This window comes from Sorangiineae bacterium MSr12523 (genome assembly GCA_037157775.1).
In the GTDB taxonomy this organism is placed as follows: Bacteria; Myxococcota_A; Polyangia; order Polyangiales; family Polyangiaceae; genus Pendulispora; species Pendulispora brunnea.
On sequence record CP089982.1, the window covers coordinates 10158004 to 10177574 of the forward strand.

The 19571-nt window shown below is 62.7% G+C and carries 19 protein-coding genes; 6 read left to right on the forward strand and 13 right to left on the reverse strand.

All coding sequences use genetic code 11. The features are described 5' to 3' along the window. Positions 1 to 25 precede the first annotated feature (25 nt). Positions 26 to 589, forward strand: a complete 564-nt coding sequence (locus LZC95_39755; protein ID WXA92571.1) for an SMI1/KNR4 family protein — start codon at positions 26 to 28, stop codon at positions 587 to 589. Positions 590 to 999: 410 nt separating this feature from the next. Here LZC95_39755 and LZC95_39760 read toward each other — a convergent pair whose 3' ends face one another. From LZC95_39760 to recA, 4 genes are all read right to left on the reverse strand, one after another. Continuing rightward, positions 1000 to 1275: a hypothetical protein gene (locus tag LZC95_39760; protein ID WXA92572.1), complete on the reverse strand. Its 276-nt coding sequence runs from the start codon at positions 1273 to 1275 to the stop codon at positions 1000 to 1002. A gap of 234 nt (positions 1276 to 1509) precedes the next feature. Next, positions 1510 to 2109 carry a hypothetical protein gene (locus LZC95_39765; GenBank protein WXA92573.1) on the reverse strand — a complete coding sequence of 200 codons (600 nt, stop codon included), beginning with the start codon at positions 2107 to 2109 and terminating at the stop codon, positions 1510 to 1512. 401 nt (positions 2110 to 2510) lie between these two features. Further along, positions 2511 to 3209 (reverse strand): helix-turn-helix transcriptional regulator, encoded by a 699-nt coding sequence (locus LZC95_39770; protein ID WXA92574.1) that lies wholly within the window; start codon positions 3207 to 3209, stop codon positions 2511 to 2513. Between the two features lie 91 nt (positions 3210 to 3300). Beyond that, positions 3301 to 4323: a recombinase RecA gene (gene recA, locus LZC95_39775; protein WXB00261.1), complete on the reverse strand. Its 1023-nt coding sequence runs from the start codon at positions 4321 to 4323 to the stop codon at positions 3301 to 3303. Positions 4324 to 4573: 250 nt separating this feature from the next. Here recA and LZC95_39780 point away from each other — a divergent pair, with 250 nt between their 5' ends. Continuing rightward, positions 4574 to 5335 (forward strand): class I SAM-dependent methyltransferase, encoded by a 762-nt coding sequence (locus tag LZC95_39780; protein ID WXA92575.1) that lies wholly within the window; start codon positions 4574 to 4576, stop codon positions 5333 to 5335. A gap of 422 nt (positions 5336 to 5757) precedes the next feature. Further along, positions 5758 to 6408, forward strand: a complete 651-nt coding sequence (locus LZC95_39785; GenBank protein ID WXA92576.1) for a hypothetical protein — start codon at positions 5758 to 5760, stop codon at positions 6406 to 6408. A gap of 11 nt (positions 6409 to 6419) precedes the next feature. Here the strand turns inward: LZC95_39785 and LZC95_39790 are convergent, their stop codons facing one another. Both LZC95_39790 and LZC95_39795 read right to left on the reverse strand, forming a co-directional pair. Then, a complete protein-coding gene (locus tag LZC95_39790; GenBank protein ID WXA92577.1) occupies positions 6420 to 7037 on the reverse strand; it encodes a hypothetical protein in 618 nt (205 codons plus the stop codon). Positions 7038 to 7199: 162 nt separating this feature from the next. Beyond that, positions 7200 to 7718 carry a hypothetical protein gene (locus LZC95_39795; protein ID WXA92578.1) on the reverse strand — a complete coding sequence of 173 codons (519 nt, stop codon included), beginning with the start codon at positions 7716 to 7718 and terminating at the stop codon, positions 7200 to 7202. Between the two features lie 298 nt (positions 7719 to 8016). On the opposite strand from LZC95_39795, the gene LZC95_39800 reads away from it, so the two are divergent. Then, positions 8017 to 9288 carry an MFS transporter gene (locus LZC95_39800; GenBank protein ID WXA92579.1) on the forward strand — a complete coding sequence of 424 codons (1272 nt, stop codon included), beginning with the start codon at positions 8017 to 8019 and terminating at the stop codon, positions 9286 to 9288. Positions 9289 to 9295: 7 nt separating this feature from the next. Here LZC95_39800 and LZC95_39805 read toward each other — a convergent pair whose 3' ends face one another. The 5 genes from LZC95_39805 to LZC95_39825 all read right to left on the reverse strand — a co-directional run bounded on the left by LZC95_39805 (position 9296) and on the right by LZC95_39825 (position 16107). Beyond that, positions 9296 to 9814, reverse strand: coding sequence for a DUF1097 domain-containing protein (locus tag LZC95_39805; protein ID WXA92580.1), 519 nt, complete (start codon positions 9812 to 9814; stop codon positions 9296 to 9298). Positions 9815 to 10015: 201 nt separating this feature from the next. Further along, positions 10016 to 11200 carry a hypothetical protein gene (locus LZC95_39810; GenBank protein ID WXA92581.1) on the reverse strand — a complete coding sequence of 395 codons (1185 nt, stop codon included), beginning with the start codon at positions 11198 to 11200 and terminating at the stop codon, positions 10016 to 10018. Between the two features lie 17 nt (positions 11201 to 11217). Next, entirely contained in the window at positions 11218 to 12381 is a 1164-nt protein-coding gene (locus LZC95_39815; protein ID WXA92582.1) for an MFS transporter, read from the reverse strand. Between the two features lie 7 nt (positions 12382 to 12388). Continuing rightward, positions 12389 to 15133 (reverse strand): L-tyrosine/L-tryptophan isonitrile synthase family protein, encoded by a 2745-nt coding sequence (locus tag LZC95_39820; GenBank protein ID WXA92583.1) that lies wholly within the window; start codon positions 15131 to 15133, stop codon positions 12389 to 12391. Between the two features lie 326 nt (positions 15134 to 15459). After that, the gene (locus LZC95_39825) at positions 15460 to 16107 is read right to left on the reverse strand and encodes a 2TM domain-containing protein (protein ID WXA92584.1); all 648 of its coding nucleotides are present in this window, start codon (positions 16105 to 16107) and stop codon (positions 15460 to 15462) included. 238 nt (positions 16108 to 16345) lie between these two features. Here LZC95_39825 and LZC95_39830 point away from each other — a divergent pair, with 238 nt between their 5' ends. After that, on the forward strand, positions 16346 to 16975 hold the full coding sequence (locus tag LZC95_39830) for an energy transducer TonB (GenBank protein WXA92585.1): 630 nt from the start codon (positions 16346 to 16348) through the stop codon (positions 16973 to 16975). A 212-nt stretch (positions 16976 to 17187) separates the two neighbouring features. After that, positions 17188 to 17937, forward strand: coding sequence for a hypothetical protein (locus tag LZC95_39835; protein ID WXA92586.1), 750 nt, complete (start codon positions 17188 to 17190; stop codon positions 17935 to 17937). Here the strand turns inward: LZC95_39835 and LZC95_39840 are convergent. Beyond that, on the reverse strand, positions 17934 to 18350 hold the full coding sequence (locus LZC95_39840) for a nuclear transport factor 2 family protein (protein WXA92587.1): 417 nt from the start codon (positions 18348 to 18350) through the stop codon (positions 17934 to 17936). The two genes, LZC95_39835 and LZC95_39840, sit on opposite strands and share 4 nt — an antisense overlap. Positions 18351 to 18352: 2 nt before the next feature. Beyond that, positions 18353 to 19549 carry an FAD-dependent monooxygenase gene (locus LZC95_39845; protein WXA92588.1) on the reverse strand — a complete coding sequence of 399 codons (1197 nt, stop codon included), beginning with the start codon at positions 19547 to 19549 and terminating at the stop codon, positions 18353 to 18355. Between the last annotated feature and the right edge of the window lie 22 nt (positions 19550 to 19571).

Consider the following 19571-nt stretch of genomic DNA (forward strand, 5'->3'; position numbering starts at 1 on the left):
CACGTACCTTCTCGAGGAGACATTCATGCCGCTTGAACGCAGCCTTCTGAACGACCTTCGGTATCGCGTCGCTGTCGAAAATGCCGAGCGCGCCCGCATGCTCGCGGTGCCCATTCCTGCAGTCGCAGACGCAGACACCATCGCGACGGCGGAGCGTCTCCTTGGGTTCGCGATCCATCCGGATCTCGTCGAACTCTACACGAAGGTGGCCAACGGCGGATTCGGACCCGAGTATTTCCTTCTCGGCGTGGGGGAAGCCGGACACCGCGCGGACACCAACCGTAGCGCCGAAGCCGAATATCAAGCTTTCCGTGCCAAGGATCCGGAGCAGCCGTCATCGTTCTGGCCTGCCCGCGTGCTCCCGATTCATCATTGGGGGTGCGCCATCTACACATGCATCGACTGCGACTCCGATGAGGGTACCCTCTATCGATTCGACCCCAATGGGGTCGATGACGACTGGAGCACTGCGTGGCTTCTCGAGGGACGAACCCTTGCACATTGGCTGCGCGGCTGGCTTGACGACGACGATTTGTTCGAGTGCGACCAACCCTTTTGGCCCAGGGCCAAAGAGCGAGGGCTGCGCTAGTTCTAACCGGTCTTGCAGCGCACGACGTAGTCCTCGACGAGCTCTGCGCCTTACGGATCGAGCGTGAATCCAGGCGCTTCCACACCGCCCGTAGTTCGGCGCGTGCAGTCACCGTGCGAAGCCCGGGAGATGATTGCGTCGATTCGAGCCGCCGTCGTTCGAGGGCGCGTTCGATCGCTCCGGATGCTCGTCGTCAAAGAGATGGCAACTTCCTCCAGCAAACTTGCTGGGCGGCTCCGGATCGCTCCGTCACCGGTCGAAATTCGGTTGCCGGCGGCACGTACGCTCAGAGCGGCAAGTTAGGAAGGCTGACGGCGGCCACGAGAGAATGCTGGCCGCCGTCGGTCCATCGTACGCGCGGCGGTGTCGCAGCGGAGTACTCCACCGCGGCACGCCGGGATCAAGCCGAGTCAGTGCGCGGGGTGGCCCTCGCGTTCGAAGCGGTCGAGCGCCTCGAGCATGGCCGGCGTTGGCTTGAGGATGCGCGTTTGTCCCTGCGCGTCTTGCATCGCCCAGGCCCACGAGCCGTCGTCGAGCGATACGCGCTGGACTTCGCCGCGCTCTTCGGCGTGGAGAAGAGAGTGCGCGAGCTGTTCGGGTGTCATTTGGGGCGCTCCGATGCTGGAGAGCTTGCGGGTTGCGGCGGCTGCGAGTGCGCTCTTCTTCTTCTTCTTGTCCTTCGGCATGGTTTTCCCTACATAGCATCGACCGACACTGGATGCCTCTCGAATGGCTGCCAGGCGGCTTCAACGGCGCGTGTTCCTTTCGCAGGCGCGACGGAATCTGGAACTTCCCGGGAAATGGGCATCCCGCAGGCGCTCCACACAGGATAAGGGAAGTTCCCCAAAGTCCAATTCCATCTCGACGTGTCTCGTCCAAACCGAATTAGACGCAGTACCGAGGCGTCCTAAGTTGGAAATTCAGTAGCCCGGAATGTCGGGCTCCCTTCGCCACCAATTTGCTGGGTCCTCGCACGGCGGCGCACCGGGATAGCCACAACACCGCGGCTCGCCCGGCCCGTTGCAACATGGCGGCTTGTCGCCACGACTGCAATGCCGACATAGCGGTTGACCGGGGCCATTGCAGCATAATTCGTCGTGCAGCTTGCACTCGGGTTTCTTGGGAGGGGCTTCCTCGAAGACGACGCGCGTGGCCTGGGGCGGCTCTTTCGCAGGGCCCGAAGGATTGGCCAACGCGAGGACGCCCCCAACTCCGAGCAAACCCAGAAAGCACGTGCACCACATCACCGTGCGCCCGCGATCCGTGGCGAAGACGCTCCGAAACAGCGGTGGCTCGAGCTCCCCGGCCGTGCTCGAATGCGGTGTGCCGGGCAACATGTCCGCCTCGCGAAAGGGCGCACCCCGCCCGAGATGCTCGCGCAAGGCACGTGCCAATTCGTAGAACTCCGTGCCGTCCACCTCCGCGTCGATGCGGCGTACCGGCGCGCCGGTCTCGAGGTGTGCGTCGAGCCGTGCACCACGGCTGCCGATGCAGAACCGGGCAGCCCCATTCTCGAGCACAATCGCGCTCCCGACACGCGACCCCAACCGCCGGCACCATGGCGCGAACTGCACGCGCGCTCCCGCCAGCGGGAAACGCTGTGCTGTAGCATCAAGGAGCAAGTGGTCGTCTTCGATGCGCATGCGGAGGAGTGACGAACAACAAGCTTCGGCGATTCAACGAAGCACGAAAAGCCGTTAGTGGCAGCGGAAGAGCGCCTTTCTCGCCTTGCACGATGGATCCGTCGTGCCATCGATGGGTAACGCTTACATTGGGAGGACTCCGTCCTGCAGTGCTCTCCCATCGAAGCGTTCATTGACTTTCGCAGTGCTGCATCAAGCCAATCGTCATGCACTGCCCTCACGGCTACCGAGATGTACTCGGAATACGACACTTGGCGGGCCTCGCGTGCCGCCAAGCCCTAGGGAGGTTCAAGGTCAGCCACGCCTGTTTCCCGATGGGCTTCGTTGCTGCAAACGAGATGAAAAGCTTTCGCCTCATCATGCTCGGCGCGGCCGAGGCGTCCCTGTTGGTAGCGCGTCCCGGCCGAATGGAGCACTTCCAGTGTGGCCACGATGGCCTGACCAAGTCGCTCCCGCAGGCGCTTGCGCGATGTTTTGGGTCCTTCCTCCGGGGGCAGCTCCGTTGCGAGAAGGGCAGTTCCGCGTGTGGCCAGCGCAGAAGGTCCCGCATGAACGGTGACATTGTCCAAAGTAATGGGCTCGCCGCAGGCGTTGCATACCACGCGGGGGCCGGTGAAGTGCCCGCAGGGTTCGTGGCGAATGCGTACCGGTGGGCCAGCACGCTCGGAAAGCCAGGTATCGCCCCAGTGCATCATTCCCAAAAGAATGGGGAACAAGTCCTTCCCTTTTCGCGTGGGGCGATATTCATAACGCGGTGGGCGCTCCTGGTACGGGACGCGCTCCAGTATGCCCTTGTCGACCAAGGCTTCGAGCCGGGTGGTGAGCACGTTGGATGCGATACCGAGGTCAACACATATTTGATCGAACCTCCGCAATCCGAAGAAGACATCGCGAAGGATGAGCGGCGTCCACATTGGCTCGAAATGATCCAACGTGCGCGCGATCGAGCAGCGAAATTCGGCAAAGTCCAATTTCATGTCGTTTCTCGGAACGTCCATACCGGTTTCCGCCCCGACGAGGGTCGCGGCGGAAACCGGAGATTAGAACCACGCCGTGCCTAGCCGCCCATCACGCATCGATCGTGCGCCGCCCCGGCCTGACGGGGCCCGACGCCATGATGGCCTCGCGCAGCGTGCTTTGAAGATCTTCGCTCTCGTTGAGCGTTTCACGCGACCGCTCCCGACCATTGCCCAAGGCCGTCCCATCGTACGACAGGTGATTGCCGCTCTTGTCGACGAGTCCGCGCAGAAGCCCCAGATCGATCAGTTCGGACATGGTATCGACGCCGGAACCAAATCGAATTTCGAACTCGGCCTCCGTGAAAGGGGGTGCGACCTTGTTCTTAACCACTTTAACGCGAGTTTTGCCGCCCACGAGCTCGTCGCCAACCTTTACCTGGCCGATGCGACGCACATCGAGCCGCATCGAGGCGTAGAACTTCAGTGCGTTGCCGCCGGTGGTCGTTTCGGGAGAGCCAAAGGTAACACCGATTTTCTGACGCAATTGATTGATGAACATCAAAGTCGTCCCAGATCGGTGTGCGGCACCGGTCAACTTGCGGAGAGCCTGGCTCATGAGCCGGGCCTGCAGGCCCATATGAGCATCGCCCATATCGCCTTCGAGCTCGGCCTTCGGCGTGAGGGCGGCCACGGAGTCGACCACGATCAGATCGACGTGACCCGAGCGAACGAGCATCTCCGTAATCTCGAGGGCCTGCTCCCCAGTATCCGGTTGGGAAACGAGCAATCCCTCCGTCTCGACACCGATTCCGCGGGCATACGCGATGTCTAGCGCGTGCTCCGCGTCGATGAATGCGCAGACGCCCCCGGCTTGCTGCGCTTGCGCAATGGCGTGTAGGGCCAGCGTCGTTTTGCCACTGGCCTCCGGCCCGTAAATCTCGATGACGCGGCCACGCGGGTAGCCGCCAATGCCCGTCGCCAGGTCGAGCGCCAGCGATCCCGTGGAAATCGCCCCCACGGGCTCGGGCTCGTACTCGTCACCGAGCGCCATGATCGAGCCTTTGCCAAATTGCTTTTCCACCGCGTGCAGTACGCTCTTCAACGACTTCATCTTGTCTGCAATGCAATCCATCATGTTCGTCTGCCTTTTGGGTCGCCCCATGGAGTTCACCGTCGCGTCCTGGGGCAGCGGCGCGCGACGAGCGTGCCTGCCCTACAGCGAGCGCCATGCCGGCCGCGATGCCGCTCATTTGCCGAGAAATCCTGCGCCCCAGGGGTGTCCGGGACAGCTCCCCCCCTGTCCCGGACAGCGTCGGGTTCATGGCTCGGCATGCCCACGGGCGAGCGCGCACCCTCGGAATGGTCGCGCGCCAACGACATCCATGATCGATCACCCACGTTATGACTCCATTGGACACGGATACGCCATTCGCCGGCGCGAAGATCCCCGGTATCGAGAGCGCATCCTAGCCGCCCTGGGGGATGCTCGAACCGTCGTGAACGTGGGCGCGGGGGCAGGTTCGTACGAGCCCCGGGATCGCTACGTCCTTGCCGTCGAACCGAGTGACGTCATGGCAGCACAACGCGCCAAGGAGCTGGCCCCGGCCATTCGAGCTTCCGCGGGCCGGCTGCCGTTTCGCGACGGTAGCCTGGACGCCGCCATGTCGATTTTGTCGCTGCACCACTGGGATGACGAGCGAGAAGCCGGCGTCCGGGAATTGCGAAGGGTCGCGACAGGTCCCGTCGTCATCGTGACCTTCGACCCGGAGGTGAGCCGTGCGATGTGGCTCGTGACCGATTACCTGCCGGAGCTGGCCGACATGGATCGCCGCATTTTTCCGAGCCTCGAGCAATTGTCGAAATGGCTCGGTGGAACCACGCATGTCGATGTCCTTCCCATTCCGCGGGATACCTCCGACTGGATGCTAGGTGCCCTCTGGGCACACCCGGAACGCGTTCTCGATGCGGCGGCCCGCAACGCGACTTCGGGTTTCGCCCGCATGCCGCCCGATGTCGTGGCTCGCGTCGTGACCGCGGTCGAACGCGATCTCGAGAACGGCACCTGGGATGCGCGCCACGGGCACTTGCGCAAGCTCGATGCGTACGATGCCGGCCTAAGACTCCTCGTGAACACCCCGGCATAGCCGCGTACGGGCGAACGCGAACGCACTCCCTTGAACGACGCCCCAATCTTGATTGAGCACAGGCCAACAAAAAAGCCGCAACTCGCTGCCAATATGGCCGACACCCTCCCCAGACGGCCCCCTGTGTAAGCGACGGTTCTCTCCCCCAACGCGAACACGCCGGTGCACTCTTTGGCTCAATTGGGAAATGCCCCTTTCTATTGAATGGTATCGACATTGCTAAAGGCCATGTCGCTCGGGGGGCTTTGAAAGAAATACCACCAATGAATATGATTCGACTTGCTTGTACCTCGCTCTCGTTCCTGCTCGCGGCCGCTTGCTCATCCAGTTCGCCGCATGATGTCTTAACCGACTCCGAGCTCGATTCGGCCCTCTGTGGAGCCGTCGACTGCTCGGGCCATGGCAAGTGCCATGCGTCGGTCATGGGAACGACCGAAGAAGGGAACGCCTCCGTTCGAGAGGCGAAATGCTCGTGCGACGAGGGGTACATCGCCGAGAGGGATGGTGAACTTGCCTGCATCGCCAAGACACCTCGCAACGAGGGCTATGGGTATCGGTTCGACCGCGAGCCGAACGCCGATACCGTCTCCCGTGAACTCGAGGCTTTGCGTGGGGACTGGTTTCGAAAGAGTCTCTTTTGGACCCGCGTCGACAAGCCGAATGAGGTGGGGACCAATGGCTTCCACTACGACCTTCCTCGTTCTGCAGGACCTGCCGTGTGGCACGCGCGCGATTTTTCCGCCGTTCAAAGAGGAGACGTTCACATCACACCGCCGGCAACCCAGGTCGTTCAAATAGGAACGGAGTTGACCGGCGCCCTCGCAGGCTTCCGCCCGATGCAATTCTCCAAGACGGAAACGCCCGACGACGGTCTTCCGACGATTCTCTACAAACGAAGCGAGGAGAGCGTCACGAGCGGGGGCGAGACACGGGTGCGCCCCACGCTCCTCGTCATCGAATGTTCCGACACGTTCACGTCGGGGCTCGCGAAGCCGCGCATCGAGAGTTGCGCTTCCTATGCATCACCCATCTCCGCGACGACGTACGTGCGCGACATGTTCGATCCTCTTTAGACGGAGCTGTCTCATCCGCCTTTCGCGCGGCGGATGCTCTCCTCGCGTTGTCTCTGCTTCTCTTCGAAGAGTTTCTTCAAATCCGCTCGGCTTCGAACGATCTGTGCGTCGAGCGTAAAAAGCCATCGTTCATTTGGATCGGGAGGTACGGCCTGCAGGGCGCCGGTGAGAAATTGATGATCGCCCACGGTCACCGTCGTCCTCGTCGCGAGTCGACGGGCGCTCGCAGCATCGCGCCCGTCGCTCTCGTGGATGGATAAGTCCAGATCGAGGTGGATTGCGTCCTGCGGATCGATGGTCGGGATGACGACGATCCTCGTTCCCGGGCGACCATCGATGGAGCCCGAAATGGTCACCGGGTATCCGTCGGTCGCCAACATGTGCGGTGTGCTGACGAGGGTCACGCGCGGGTCCTCGAGCAAACGGTTCAGCGTGTCTCCATCGTCCGGGCGCGGCATCGGCCCGGCGAAATCACGACTTACGCGGAAGATCGCCATCTCGACGAAGACCTGTCGTTTCTCGCCCTTCGCCGGCGTTTCCGGCGTATTCGTGGCGCTGCTGCAGGCGGGGATCAGGACGAGTGCCAAAAAGGCGCGGGCGATGTTCATGCCTCGGTGAAGAAAAACCATAGCCTCTTCCGAGGCACGGCGCGTGCCGTAATGCAAATGCCGCCAACAGCTGCGTTTCTTCGCAAAATCAGCAGTCCTTCGTCGCCGGCGCCATTGACACTTTGTCGCGACGAAGGACCGCGCACCGACCTCACGATTCGCCCGATTCGAAGCTCGCGCGAGCTAGCCGCCGACTTGATTGGCGGCGTCTCGAGCGCGGGACATGTATTGCTGGTACGCGCCGTTGTTGTACGTAGTCCACGGCGTCCAGTTGCTTCCACCCGACGAAATGTTGTACGCCGCGGTGGCGCAGCCCGCAGGATCGAACGCTTGGTCGTCGGATACTTCGGAGTGCCAATACGAATTGATCTGCCATACCCCACGATCGCGACTGCAATCGGTGTTGATGAGCACCGCGCGCGTCCAGCCCTGGCTTTCCGCAAGTGCGACGGCGATCGAAATCACGAGTCCGTCCCCATGGAGTCCGGCATTCCGCGCATATTGGGCAATTTGAACATCGGACAAGTGGGTGCCCGCGAGGGTACTCTGTTGCGTGCACTGCGCCGCACTCGGATCGGGCGCAACAGCGTTGGGGCCGCGCGTGCCCGCGGAAGCCGCGGGTGCGAAAGCCAACGACGTCGCGAGCAGGCAGAAGGCAGATGCGGTGACGCGAGACGCCGTAAGGCGAATGGTTTTATTCATGGTGGGTCACTCCTCTCGTCGCGCCCCACTGCAGTGCGTATGCCGTTCCCAATTACGCAATTAAACGAGAAATACACTCTTACAGACTGGTAATATGATCTTCAGGATCGCGTTTTGATGATCCGCATGATCATGCTCCAAGGTGTGTCGTCACGGCATCCAGAGATTCATGTCGGTCAGCATGACGCCACGCTGAGACGCCAACGGATTGTGCACTGCGGCGGGTGGACTTCGGGACGCTCCGACCCTATCGGTAGTTAGAGGCCGCGCTTCCTTAAAAACGCGGGCAATTTAGGCAATGTGGCGTCGCATTTTTCCCGATTGGCGTGGACTCCCGAGGGCGTTCTGGCTCGTTTGCGCAGGCACGTTCGTCAATAAATTCGGCACCTTCGTCCTGCCGTTTCTGTCGATCTACCTCACCCAGCGCAGGGAATTTTCTCCGCAAGAGGCGGGGATCGTGGCCTCGTTCTTCGGCATAGGCTCCTTGGTGGCCGGGCCGCTGGGCGGGGTGCTCGCCGATCGCATCGGGCGACGGCGGACGATCATTGCCAGCCTGGGCTTCAGCGCCATCGCGGTGATGCTGCTGCCTCTGGCTCGAACCCTTCCCCATTTCGCGACCGGCGCTTTCGTCCTGGGCATGACAGGCGACATGTATCGTCCTGCGGTCAGTGCGCTGGTGGCCGACGTGGTGTCGCCGGATGCGCGCCCCCGCGCCTATGCCTTTCTTTACTGGGCCGTGAACCTCGGCGTTGCGTGCGGGGTGCCGCTTGCGGGCGCGCTCGCCACGTTCAGCCCGCGATGGCTCTTCTTGGCGGACGGGGCTACCAGCCTCTTGTTCGTGGCCATCATTTGGGCCGGCGTGCGGGAAACCCGTCCCGCCGAACGCGCCGGTGAGGTCGAGGCGCGTGTTTCCAGCCCCACCATCCTGCGCGATACACTGTTTTTGGGCTTCGTCCTTCTGATCTTTCCGATGGCCTTCGTCTTCGACCAGCACCTGACGAACCTGCCCATCGACATGACCGACCACGGATTGAATGCGCGGCAATACGGGTTGCTCATTGCCATCAACCCCGCGCTGATCGTGGTGTTGCAGCCGACGATGGGGCAGGTTGCCCGAGGATTCAACCGGCTCGGGGTCTTGGCCTTCGGAGCTCTTTTGATTGCCATTGGCTTTGGCATCAATGCCTTTGCCTCCACCATTCCGATTTATGCCATCTCGGTCGTGATTTGGACCTTCGGCGAGATGTTCGCCCTGCCGGTTGCCACTGCCTTGGTCTCCGATTTGGCCCCGGGCCCCGCCCGCGGGAACTACCTCGGCATCTACCAAAGTGCGTGGGGCGCTGCGAACATGACCGCGCCGGCGTGTGGAGCTTTCCTGCTTCAGCGATATGGCGGAAGCATGCTCTGGTCCGCATGCTTTCTACTTTGTGCTGGCGCGGCGGGCGGCCTTTATGCACTGGCCTCGCCGATGAAGCGCCGATTGGGCCAAGACGAGTCCATTGGCCAATCGCTTCGTGCATCACCACCCGCCGCAGAGGCTTGCGCGGAAGCCCCCGCGTCGCGCGTATAGCGTCGGTTTAACCATTTCCGAGGGCCTCGCCGCTATGCGATCGAGGCTGAATCGGTAACGGGGTGCTCCAGTGTTTGTGAACCCGGCTGGCCAACCAGCCTGCGATCGATCCCACCGCTGCCGCCACGCCGAGCTTGGCAAAGGTCTCGGCCGAGGGCGGAAGGTGCGATGCAAAGTACGAGACGAGGCCGAGAAAGAATCCGAGCAAGTTGTTGAAGACCGGAACGAGCCGCAACGATACGACCACCATCGCGACGGAAAAGACCACCACCGAGATCGTCCACGGCCCCAGGTGCGGGCCGAGCGCGTGAAGGCCCACCGCAGCGCCCATTCCGCATGCCAAGCCCACCAGCACGCAGGCGAAGTTGATCGCACCGTGCCGGAAGTCGACACCGCGCGTGAAGAACGCGATCCAGCCGATGAACATGGCCCACACCGGCAAATCGAGAAGCACGAAGCTCACCGTTGCCGCCGCCGATGCGACCAGCGATTCACCCACGGTGATCTTCCATTGAGCCGAAGCCATTTCACGCGCCATGAGACACCCCCACCGCAAAGATACGTTTCACGAGATTCTCCTTTTGTCCTGCGTCCACGGCGTTATCCGCGTCGCAAGGGAAACAATGGGCCCGCGAACCGCATGCGACCAATGCATAGTGTCAATATCGAACATGCACGGGGCGCAAGTGCATCGACGGTGAGTCGCTCTCCCCGTGCCCGTTTATCCCTAAGGAGCTTCCTCGGCGAAGCGATCTCGTTGGCCGATGGGCCCCTCTGGGCGCCACGAGCACCACGGAATGCGCGCATTGACCTTTTGGCCGCCCGCTATCAAGGTCGCCGCCGGCGGATGATGCATGTGCAGAAGCCAATCGTCGAAGGTGTCGAATGGCACCGCCAAGTGGAGGCGGAAGAAGAAGTCGTTGTCCTCGCCACCCCAGCCTTCGTAGCGTTCGTCGAAGCCCCCGATGCGGCGGAACGCTTCGGTCCTGAGCCACAATGAGCAGCTCGGCGGGCGCCGGATTCGAAATGCGCGCAACCGGTCGACGTCCACGTCGGGTGTACCCTCGTGGATGCGTTGGCGAATGGCCGCCGACGTGGCCACCTCGTCGAGGCACGACATGTCTCGGTAGGTCAGATGGGCGCCCGTCCCCGGCAGCTGCAAACGGGCCACGTTGCGCGCGATGTAGTCGCGGTCGACGAGAACGTCGCCGTCCAGAATGCACAACAACTCGGAGTCGTCGGCGGCGTTCACGACGGCCACATTGATGGCCCAGGAGCGATTGAAAGCGCCGGCCTTCGGAGCAAACAAGTATTCGTCGACGTACGGCTCGACGGCATCGCGCCAGCGGGCGCTTCGATCCGACTCGATGACGACGACGCGATACTCGTCACGGGCAACCGACTGATCCTGCAAAGCGAGTAGGCAGGCGAATAGATTCCGCAAGCGCGTTCCATGCGTATCGCGGTCCCGAAACGGAATGATCACGGTAACCACCGGCGGCCGCCCCGAGCCGGCCCGACGGGGCGCGACGTTCTTCAATTCCGAGGCCGATACGGGGAGCACCTGACGCTCGTACTTCACACCGAGATGATAGCCGACGCGCGAAACGCACTCGGCTTGCCACGCTTTTTCGAACAAATCCTGCGACGAGGAGCCGCTTTCGAGCAAAGCGGCTTTCAAATCGAAATAGTGCCCCGGCGCCGTAGGCTCCGCAGCCAAATGTTCACCCAGCGCCCGAATCGTCGAATTGGCATGGTTCCGAATGGCATCGACCACCGCAAGGGTCCACGGTTGCGAGCGCTCCCAATAGGTCCGATTGGCTGTTTTGACATCGGGATCGGACGCCACCACCACGCTATCGGCAACCGCCGTGGCCAAAATGCCGCGATCCAAAGGTATCGAGCGGGACATGCAATTTCTCCTAGTGGTCAATGTCGGCGGTCCAATCGGGCGAAGATGCCCATTCCAATCAGCAAAACGGCGGCCGCCGTATGGAACATCACGGCATAATTGGTGGCGCGAACCACGAATCCAAACAAAGGCCCGGCCACGATCGTTCCGATGTCGTAGAACGACGTAAAAATCGCCAGCGCAGAACCGCGTGCCCGAGGATCGGCCCGCGTGACCACGAGGCCCAATAGGACGGGAAGTGCATAGCCCTGGCCGACTCCGCACGCGATCCCTGCCGCTGCAAGCCCATATCCGCTCGAGGCTTGCCCGAGCAACAAAAGCCCCGTGGCCATCGAGACCATGCCGACGAAGAGGACCCGTTTCGGGCCTGCGCGCTCGGGCAGCCGGCCCCCGAGCACGCGAATCAAGATGGACATGGTGGTGTACATCGAAAAGAAGACCGCCACGGAACCGATGCCGCTGCTTTGAACGAAGGTCTTCAGAAATGTAAAATAGATGGCGGCAATGATCGCGCAAAGCAAGCTTGCGAACCACAATGGGAGAAGCTCGCGCTGCAGCATGGCCGCCGAGAAATGCCGCGGCGGTCCATCACCGGCGGGTCCCGCATCGGTCAGCGCGGAGGAGATGGCGCACGCGAGAATGGCAAACGCCGCCGACGTCGCAAAAAGAAGTACATAATCGGCGCGCACGCGCAGCAAGGCTTCGCCGAGCAATCCTGCAAGGCCGATGGGGAGAATCCCCGCCACCCCGAAGAGCGCCATACCCTGGATGCGCCGGGGCTCGGGCAGATGGGCGGCGGCATACGCGTAAAACGAGGTAACGAGCACCTGAATCGCAATCGTTTGCAGCATGCGAAGCGGGTAAAACCAGAGAAGGCCACGGCCTTGCAGCAGCAGGTACCCGCACGTACTCGTCACGGCCAACACGCCACCCACGAGGAGAACCGGCCTCGGCCCCGCCCCGTCGATGCGGCGACCACAAAGCGGTTTGGCCGCAATGGCGGACGCGGCACTCACGGCGTAGCTCAACCCGATATCGAATTCGGTGGCGCCACGCCCGTGGAGGTAGCCCGGTACGTGCAAATGGAGCTGAAAGGAGAGCGCATGGAAGAAATACGCGACCCATGCCAAGGCGAATGGGCGGGTCAGCAAAGGAGCGGCTTGGGCGACGGTCGTGTTCATCGAGGCATCACTTCCTGCGCAGCCGAATGCTCTCGATGAACGCGGGCAGCAATTCCGCAGGCCGGCCCGGTGCGGGCACGCGTGTCGCCGTAATGGGCACCATCATCCAGGGTTGATCCTGCAGAAGCGGCGAATGCACGGGGACGAATCCCTGATCGAGCAGCGAAATGGCAAATTCGGTCGATACGTAACCGCGCGCATCCACGCAGCCCGTGCCATGCCATGGAAGCAAGGTGGACCCACCGAGGAGGGAGATCCCGAGGCGCCCCGCTCGGGGCACCACCCCCATCCGGACCCGTACGTCGAACGGTTCACCGTAATATCGAAGCAGCGCATTGGCGCGCACCGATGCCATGTAGCGGATGCTATGTTCCCACGCGGTCGTGAGCAGCCTGCGCCGAGCTTCGCACACGGCCTCGGGCCCTTCCAAATGGAACAAATCCTCGTAAAGCGATTTCGACCACGCGATCTGCGGAGTGTCCGGCGGCGGAGGGGGAATCGGAACCGAGTGCACGAGCGACAAGAAGAGCTCTTGGAACGTCAGATGTTCCGAATCGACGTTGCGCTCGGCCGCCGCACGGAGCGTTCGCAGCGGGTTTTCCTCCACCGAGAGACCTTCGAGGGCGGCGCGGAGGCGATGCTCCTCCTGCCCCACCACCTCCTGCCGGTGCGCTCGGGTTCCCGGCCCGAACGTGGCCTCCGCGAGCTCGTCGATGTCGCGAAATGCGATCCGCTCCCCGCCGATCCAGCCGAGGTACGCGTGCAATCGATCCAGGTACGCATCCACCAGCGACTGGGTGCGCGGCCGGTAATGCTGTCCATCGGTGAGCACGGTAAGTCGAAGGCCGGGCGCGTACAGGCGTCGAACGGAAAGTTCGAGCTCGCGCAAACGCACCAGCGCACCGAGCTCCGCGAAATCGGGCAATGGCCCAAATGCCTTGAGCGCGCTTTCGCAATGCTTGATGGGGAATCCCAAGATCACGACGTGCACCGGCACATGCCGCTCGACGTGGGGCGCCATGTCGCGCATGGCCAATTCGATTGGGTAATGACCGCGCGGGCCTTTGCAAAATTGTTTCCGTGTCAGCACATGGTGGAGCAGGCGCACCGTGCGCTCCACGTCGCTCGCGGGCCCGGGCCCGACCTGAAGTGCCGCACGCGCAGCCGCCGCAGTCCGCTCGGCATCGAGCTCCGCCCGCGCCACCAAACGGTCCACGATGGCGCGTGATTGCTCGAGCGAGAGGTGAACTGCGTGATCGGCGGCCATCACCGGCGCCTGCAGTTCGGCAAGCGCGAGCTTTGAAATGGATTGCGCATCGAGCGGGGCTGGAACCACGCCGCGCGTGGCAGTGCGAACGCGCGGAGCCGTCTCGAAGGTGGCAATCTGCGGCGCGGCGGCATCGGCAGGCTCGCCGGCAAAGCCGGGGATCCGTGCGGCGATGACCATGGCCGACGGAAATGCCGCCGCCATGGCCGCCCTGTTGGCGACAAGGTCGTCGAAGAACGCCACCACCTCGAGATCCGTGAGCGCACGCACCTGTTCGACCTTGAGCTCCGCCACCGGGCGTGTTCGGTCATCCGGCATCGTCAATAGCGTGGCGTGAAGGATCCCCGCGCGCGCGAGCACGTATTCGGTCTGCGCGCGCACACGGTCCCGGCGGCCCGTGCTGAATACGACCTCGCCGCCCGCTTGGACGATGTCGTGAACGAAGGTGGCAATGCCGGGAAGGACCTCGTCCAAGCGAAGGTTCTCCCACGGCCGGTAATAAGCCATTTCGAAGCGTGCGCGAAGGCCGGCCCAATCGAGCGCAGGGTATTTCGACGGCAGCCGATGGCGTTCGAGGAAGTCGAACCACCCGGCCTCGTGATGCACCGGCAGCGGGTCGAGCCGTTCGGGCTCGAGCAACTCCGAAATCCCCTGCGGTGCCCCCGGCTGCGGGAGCGCAACCTGTCGCGCCGCGAGCAGTGTCCGCGCGCGGGGAATCAACGCGCAGAGATCGAGGTCGAACACGACGGCGGGTTTGCGCAGCGTCCGATCCGCCGCGCGCCTTCGTGCAAGGTCTTCCACACGCTGCAAAACGCCGCGCAAGAGCGCATCCTGCTCTGGAGCAATCGTGTGCACGAGGCCGCGCAGGACGGGGTCCGCCGACAGCGCCGCGGCGGCTCGGGGTTCGAGAAAGCGCAGCTCGCGCATCGCCGCCCGCAACACGGCCCGCTCGACATCGAACGAGGGGGCACGCCCGCCCGCGGTTCGACGAAATGCCTCACCGAGATTCGCGAGCGCCGTGCGCAAAGCATCGAGGGACTCCCGCCCGCCGAAGGTCTGCTTGCGACCAACGACGACTCGCCCAGTGGCACGCCCATCGGGGGCCATCTCGAACATCAGGGGCTCCCCGTCGCCGCCAAAAAGCGCCACCCCGTGTCGCTCCAACGCAATCCGCGTGGTCTTGACGAAGGGGCGCACGAAGCACTCGACGAAATCCCGCCATGAAAGGCCCTCCGCTGCACGGGTCTTCGCCCATGCCTCCAAGCTGACGGCGCGCGTGCCGCTCGGATGCCGCGGATGCCACGGCCATAACGAGCCGAATGGCGCCAGCAAGGCGCAATGCATCCGCAGCGTCGGCTCCGTGATCAAGAGCTCCTGCAGAGAGCGCAGGGAGCGATGTTTGGATAGTCCATCTTCATCGACGTCATTCGAACGATGAAGTTCGACCGAGGCGGTCGACGAATCAGGCGCATTCGATTCGATCATTGGTCGAAAACCAAGAGCGCACGCGCACCGCTGCGCGTCGCACTCCATGACCCTATACGAAATGCGAAACGCTCTTCATTTATGAAAGCTCAAAAGAATGCTTCGAACGTGGACCAGTTGAGCCTGAGCCCAATAGCAAACATCATGTTGATCGCATCCCACTCGAGCCTGTTCTAAATCCAATCGTCTCCACCGTCGGATGCCGCCAAGGTGTCGCCAAGAATCCAAACGGAGCGATACTCACCGTGCACGAACGACATCGCGTGCAATTGAACATTGGATTCGACAATGATCAATTCACGATGTCGGACACCGATCGGAGTCTCTCAGCGTGAGCGACGCGCTCGGTGTTCCGACGGATCGTCGGGCTCGAGCTCGTCCAGCGCGTCTTCCTGGACCTGAATGCGTTTGCGCGCGTCCTTGCTGCTCGAATCGGCCATGCGCGCCCGATCGTCGCGCACCTCGCGCGTGAGGTGCGTCAGCAATTGTTCCACGCCTTGGTCGAGCGCGGCGCCGAGCTGCTTTGCGGTCTTTTCCCGCCGCGCTTTGCGGGCCTGCTGCTCGTTGCGTTTGAACTCGCGCGCCAAGGCTTTGGGCGAGATCTCCTTCGAGAGCGCCGACCGCGCATGGAAGAACATGCCGAGCCCCCACCCGAGGAGCGGGAAGAGAAACCATAGGACGTGCGGCGAGGTGAGCAAGTTGATGGCCGCAAGAAACGCGTTCACGGCAACGAACGGCCACAAATGAGCCACGAGGCCCTTACGCCGGCGCGCCAAAATGGCTTCCCTTGCCTGCCGCTCGCCGCGCGCATCGTCGAGCTCCAACGCCGCCGCCTCGATGGCCTCACGGGAAATGCCGACCTCGGCGGCCGCGGCCAGGAGCTCGTCGTGCCCCACGCCCTGCTTGTCGTCCTTCTTGAGCGCCATCTCCAAGATGGCGCGGACCTCTTCGTCGGAGTACCGGCGCTGCGTCATTCCTGGACCAGCATAGCCGAACGGGCGCCCAACACGACGGTAACCGACAAAGCGCGTCAGGTCGGCGACTTCGCCACATGGCCATGGCGTATGTTCAAGGAGGGAGGCTCCGGCGATGCGAATGACACTCCGTCGAGTTGAAGGAACCATCGCCGGCCTTGGCTTACTCGCCGCGCTCCTCCACGGCGCTTGCAAGCCGCCGCCCGAACAGGTTTCGCAGCCTCAGGAGAACGCTCGCGTGGCGACGCTTCCTTCGGAGGGAGGGCCCGCGGACGCGTCGCCTCTGGTCGCTTTCGACACGTTGGACGCCGGTCCCGAGCCGGAGCCTCCGCGTGAAGAAAAGCGCGACGCGCAAACGGAGCCCGCGGATGCCGGAAGAAAGCGCCCGACGGCGACGCGCCAATCCCCCGGGTGGCAAATAGGCCAGGTGGATCCAAAGCGAAAATGCCTCATTACCTTCGGGTGCCCCGGCATGAAGTCGCCCACGCGGCTTTCGAGCGTCGCGCCCCAATACCCAAAGGAAGCCATCGACAAGGGCATCGAGGGGCTCGTTCTATTGAAATGCCTTTTGACGAAGACGGGACACGTTACCAATTGCAACATCATCAGGGATCAGCCCGGCCTCGGCATCGCCGCTCGCGAAGCGGTGACCACATGGATCTACGAACCGGTGCGGTCCAACGGTATCCCACAAGATATATGGTACACGTTCGTATTCCGGTTTTCGTTGTACGGCTGCCCCCCGAAGCCGGGGTCCTCGCCGCAACCCCCCCACCCCAAGGGCCCTCCGGCCGAGGGCTGCGAGGAGGAGCCGCCCTCCCCGCTGCGACCGGGCGAGCTCCCGCGTTGCCCATGTTTCGATGATTAATGGGCCATCATGTTGGCCATTCGGAAAATTGCGGCAAGCCGTCGTTCAATTGGAGCCGGGGAACCTTGCTCGAGGTCCAGATGTGCATCGTGGGCGCAAGGCGCTCCGGCGCATCGCGCCTGCGTCGTTGCCATGCGCGAAGTCTACAATGAATAGCGCAATCCCGCACTCGGTCGACCGTTCGCGGCTCACCTGCGTTACGCTTGCTCGACATGAGAATCCGCTTCCACGACGAGGACTTCGACGGCTTTCTTCGCTGCCGTGCATGGCAGAATCCCGGTCAGCACCTCTCCGTCGACGCCACGGTCGAACTCGAGGCGCGCTCGCTCATGGCGTCGGAGCGCCGCATTCTGGGGCTCCTGCACGGTCATCTCTCACGAAAAACGCCGCAGGATCCCTTCGCCATCCCGCTCGGGCCGGGCGAGTTGCGCACTCTCCTGGAGTATGCCGATTCAGAATGCCCCGAACGCGAACCTGAAACGGAATATCTCCGCGTCCCGGACCTACAATGGCTCATCAAGCCTTGCCCTATCCAAGAAACCGTCGCGCTGCAGTACGCGGGTGCGGCCCGCCAATTCCTGGAATCTCGCCTCGCCCTCGACAGCTATCCGGATATGCAAGACTGGCCTCTCGAGGTGAGCAACCCCGACCGCATCGAAGAATTCTGCAATTTTTACGACGAGAACACCGACCCGGTGGTGCGCTTCGACACCATGCAACTGGCACTCTATTCACTCGAGCACTGCGCAGACAAGAATCGTTGGGCAAGCTGGTTCTACACGAGATTGCGTCGCGATTTTGCCCTTCATGGGCACACCATTGCCTATTGGGCTTGCCTGCAGCGCGATGCGGCGGATCCGGAGTTCCGCCGTCGCGATCCTGAATTCGTGTTTCCCATTTCGGGACTCTTGCGCACGGTTTGGGAAGAGTCCCTGGTTGCGGTGGATTCGATTTACATTTAGCCCGGGAACAGGGTGCGTTTGAAGTTGTCCGTGTCGAAGTGTTCGACGACCTGTGTGACCTTGCCGCCTTTGACGGTGAAGATGGCCGCCATGGGGTTGCGGAAGGCGCGGCCATCTTTCGTCTTGGAGCTCGAGACGCATTCGACCACCGCGTACTCGCCCTCGGCGATGATGCGTTTCACGTCGGTGACGTAAGGCGTAGCCGGATCGAGCAGGTCCACCATGGGTTGGAAGAATCCCGCCATGACGCGCTCGCGCCCGGAGAAAACACCGGAGAGCGGATGATCGCCTGGAATGTGGTATTCGACGTCGTCGGCCACGATCGAAAAGACCGTCGGCAGATCCTTTTCCCCAAGCGCCTTCAAATAGCGAAGTACCGTTTCTCTCGTCTCGTTCGTGGTGGAGGATGCCATGTTCATGCCTCGCCTGCCGTTCGCAGAGTAAACGCAGTGTTGATGGGCGGCAGCGTTCCGGCGCGTTCGAACGTCTCCCAGAGTTTGCCCTTCGGTGTGAGCTTCAAGAACGCCGTGCGCAGCAGCACGAGCAACGGATTCTCGATTTGCTCCACCACGCCCAGCTTGCGCGACGTTTCGACCATCCACCGCGTTCGCTCGCGGCGCTGGTCCTCGTATTGACGCAAACCGCGCACCGGATCGGGCGCCGTCGCCAACGTCGAGGCCAGAACGACCGCATCCTCGATGGAGCTGCTGCCGCCCTGCGCGAGGCTCGTCAGCATGGGGTGTGCGGCGTCGCCGAGCAAGGTCACCGGCCCCTCGCCCCAACGCTCGACGAACGGCCGATCCTGCGACGGCACCGTCACGATATCGGCGTCCGGCGTGATCTCGATGAGCTCCCGCGTCTCGGGCGCCCACCCCTCGAATGCGCGCGCCAATTCCCTTTTACCGCCCTTCCAATTGCGCGCGATATGCTCCGGCATGGTCTGCGTGCCCCACCAGTAGGCGCGGCCCTGCCCGATATCGTGCAGTCCGAATCGCTTGCCCGTGCCCCAATATTGACCGCTCCAGCCCGGCGTCATGCGGGGGTGCTTGAACGGCACGGTGGCCAGCCAGCAGAGAAACCCACCGTAGCGCGTCGGGCTCGCCCCGTGAATCTGACGGCGAATCACGGAATGGATACCATCGGCACCAATCAGAATATCGCCGCGGGCCTCGCGACCGTCTTTGAACTTCACGCGAACGCCTTTGCCATCGCGCTCGAAATTCGAGGCCACGGCACCGAGGTGAATGGGCGTGTCCTTCGCCACCTCCAGGAATCCGGCCTGGAGATCGCCGCGGTGAATGCACACCGTCTTTGCGTCCGGCTGCGATTTGAAAATGTCCGATGCGCGCGAGGTTACGATGGTCTGTCCTTTGGGATTGAGGATTTCCGCAGTCTCCCCCACGGCACCGCGGATCGTGCCCAGGCCGAGATCGATGCCAAGTAGCTGGAGGGCAGCCACCGCATTGCTAATGACGGAAATGCCCGTCCCCATGGCTTTGAGCTCGGGGGCTTGCTCCCAAACTTCGACGTCGATTCCCACGCGTCGGAGGGAGACGGCGGCTGCCAACCCGCCGATGCCGGCGCCCACGATGATGGCTTTGGTGTTTCCCATTTGTTCTGCCCGATCTTTTCGA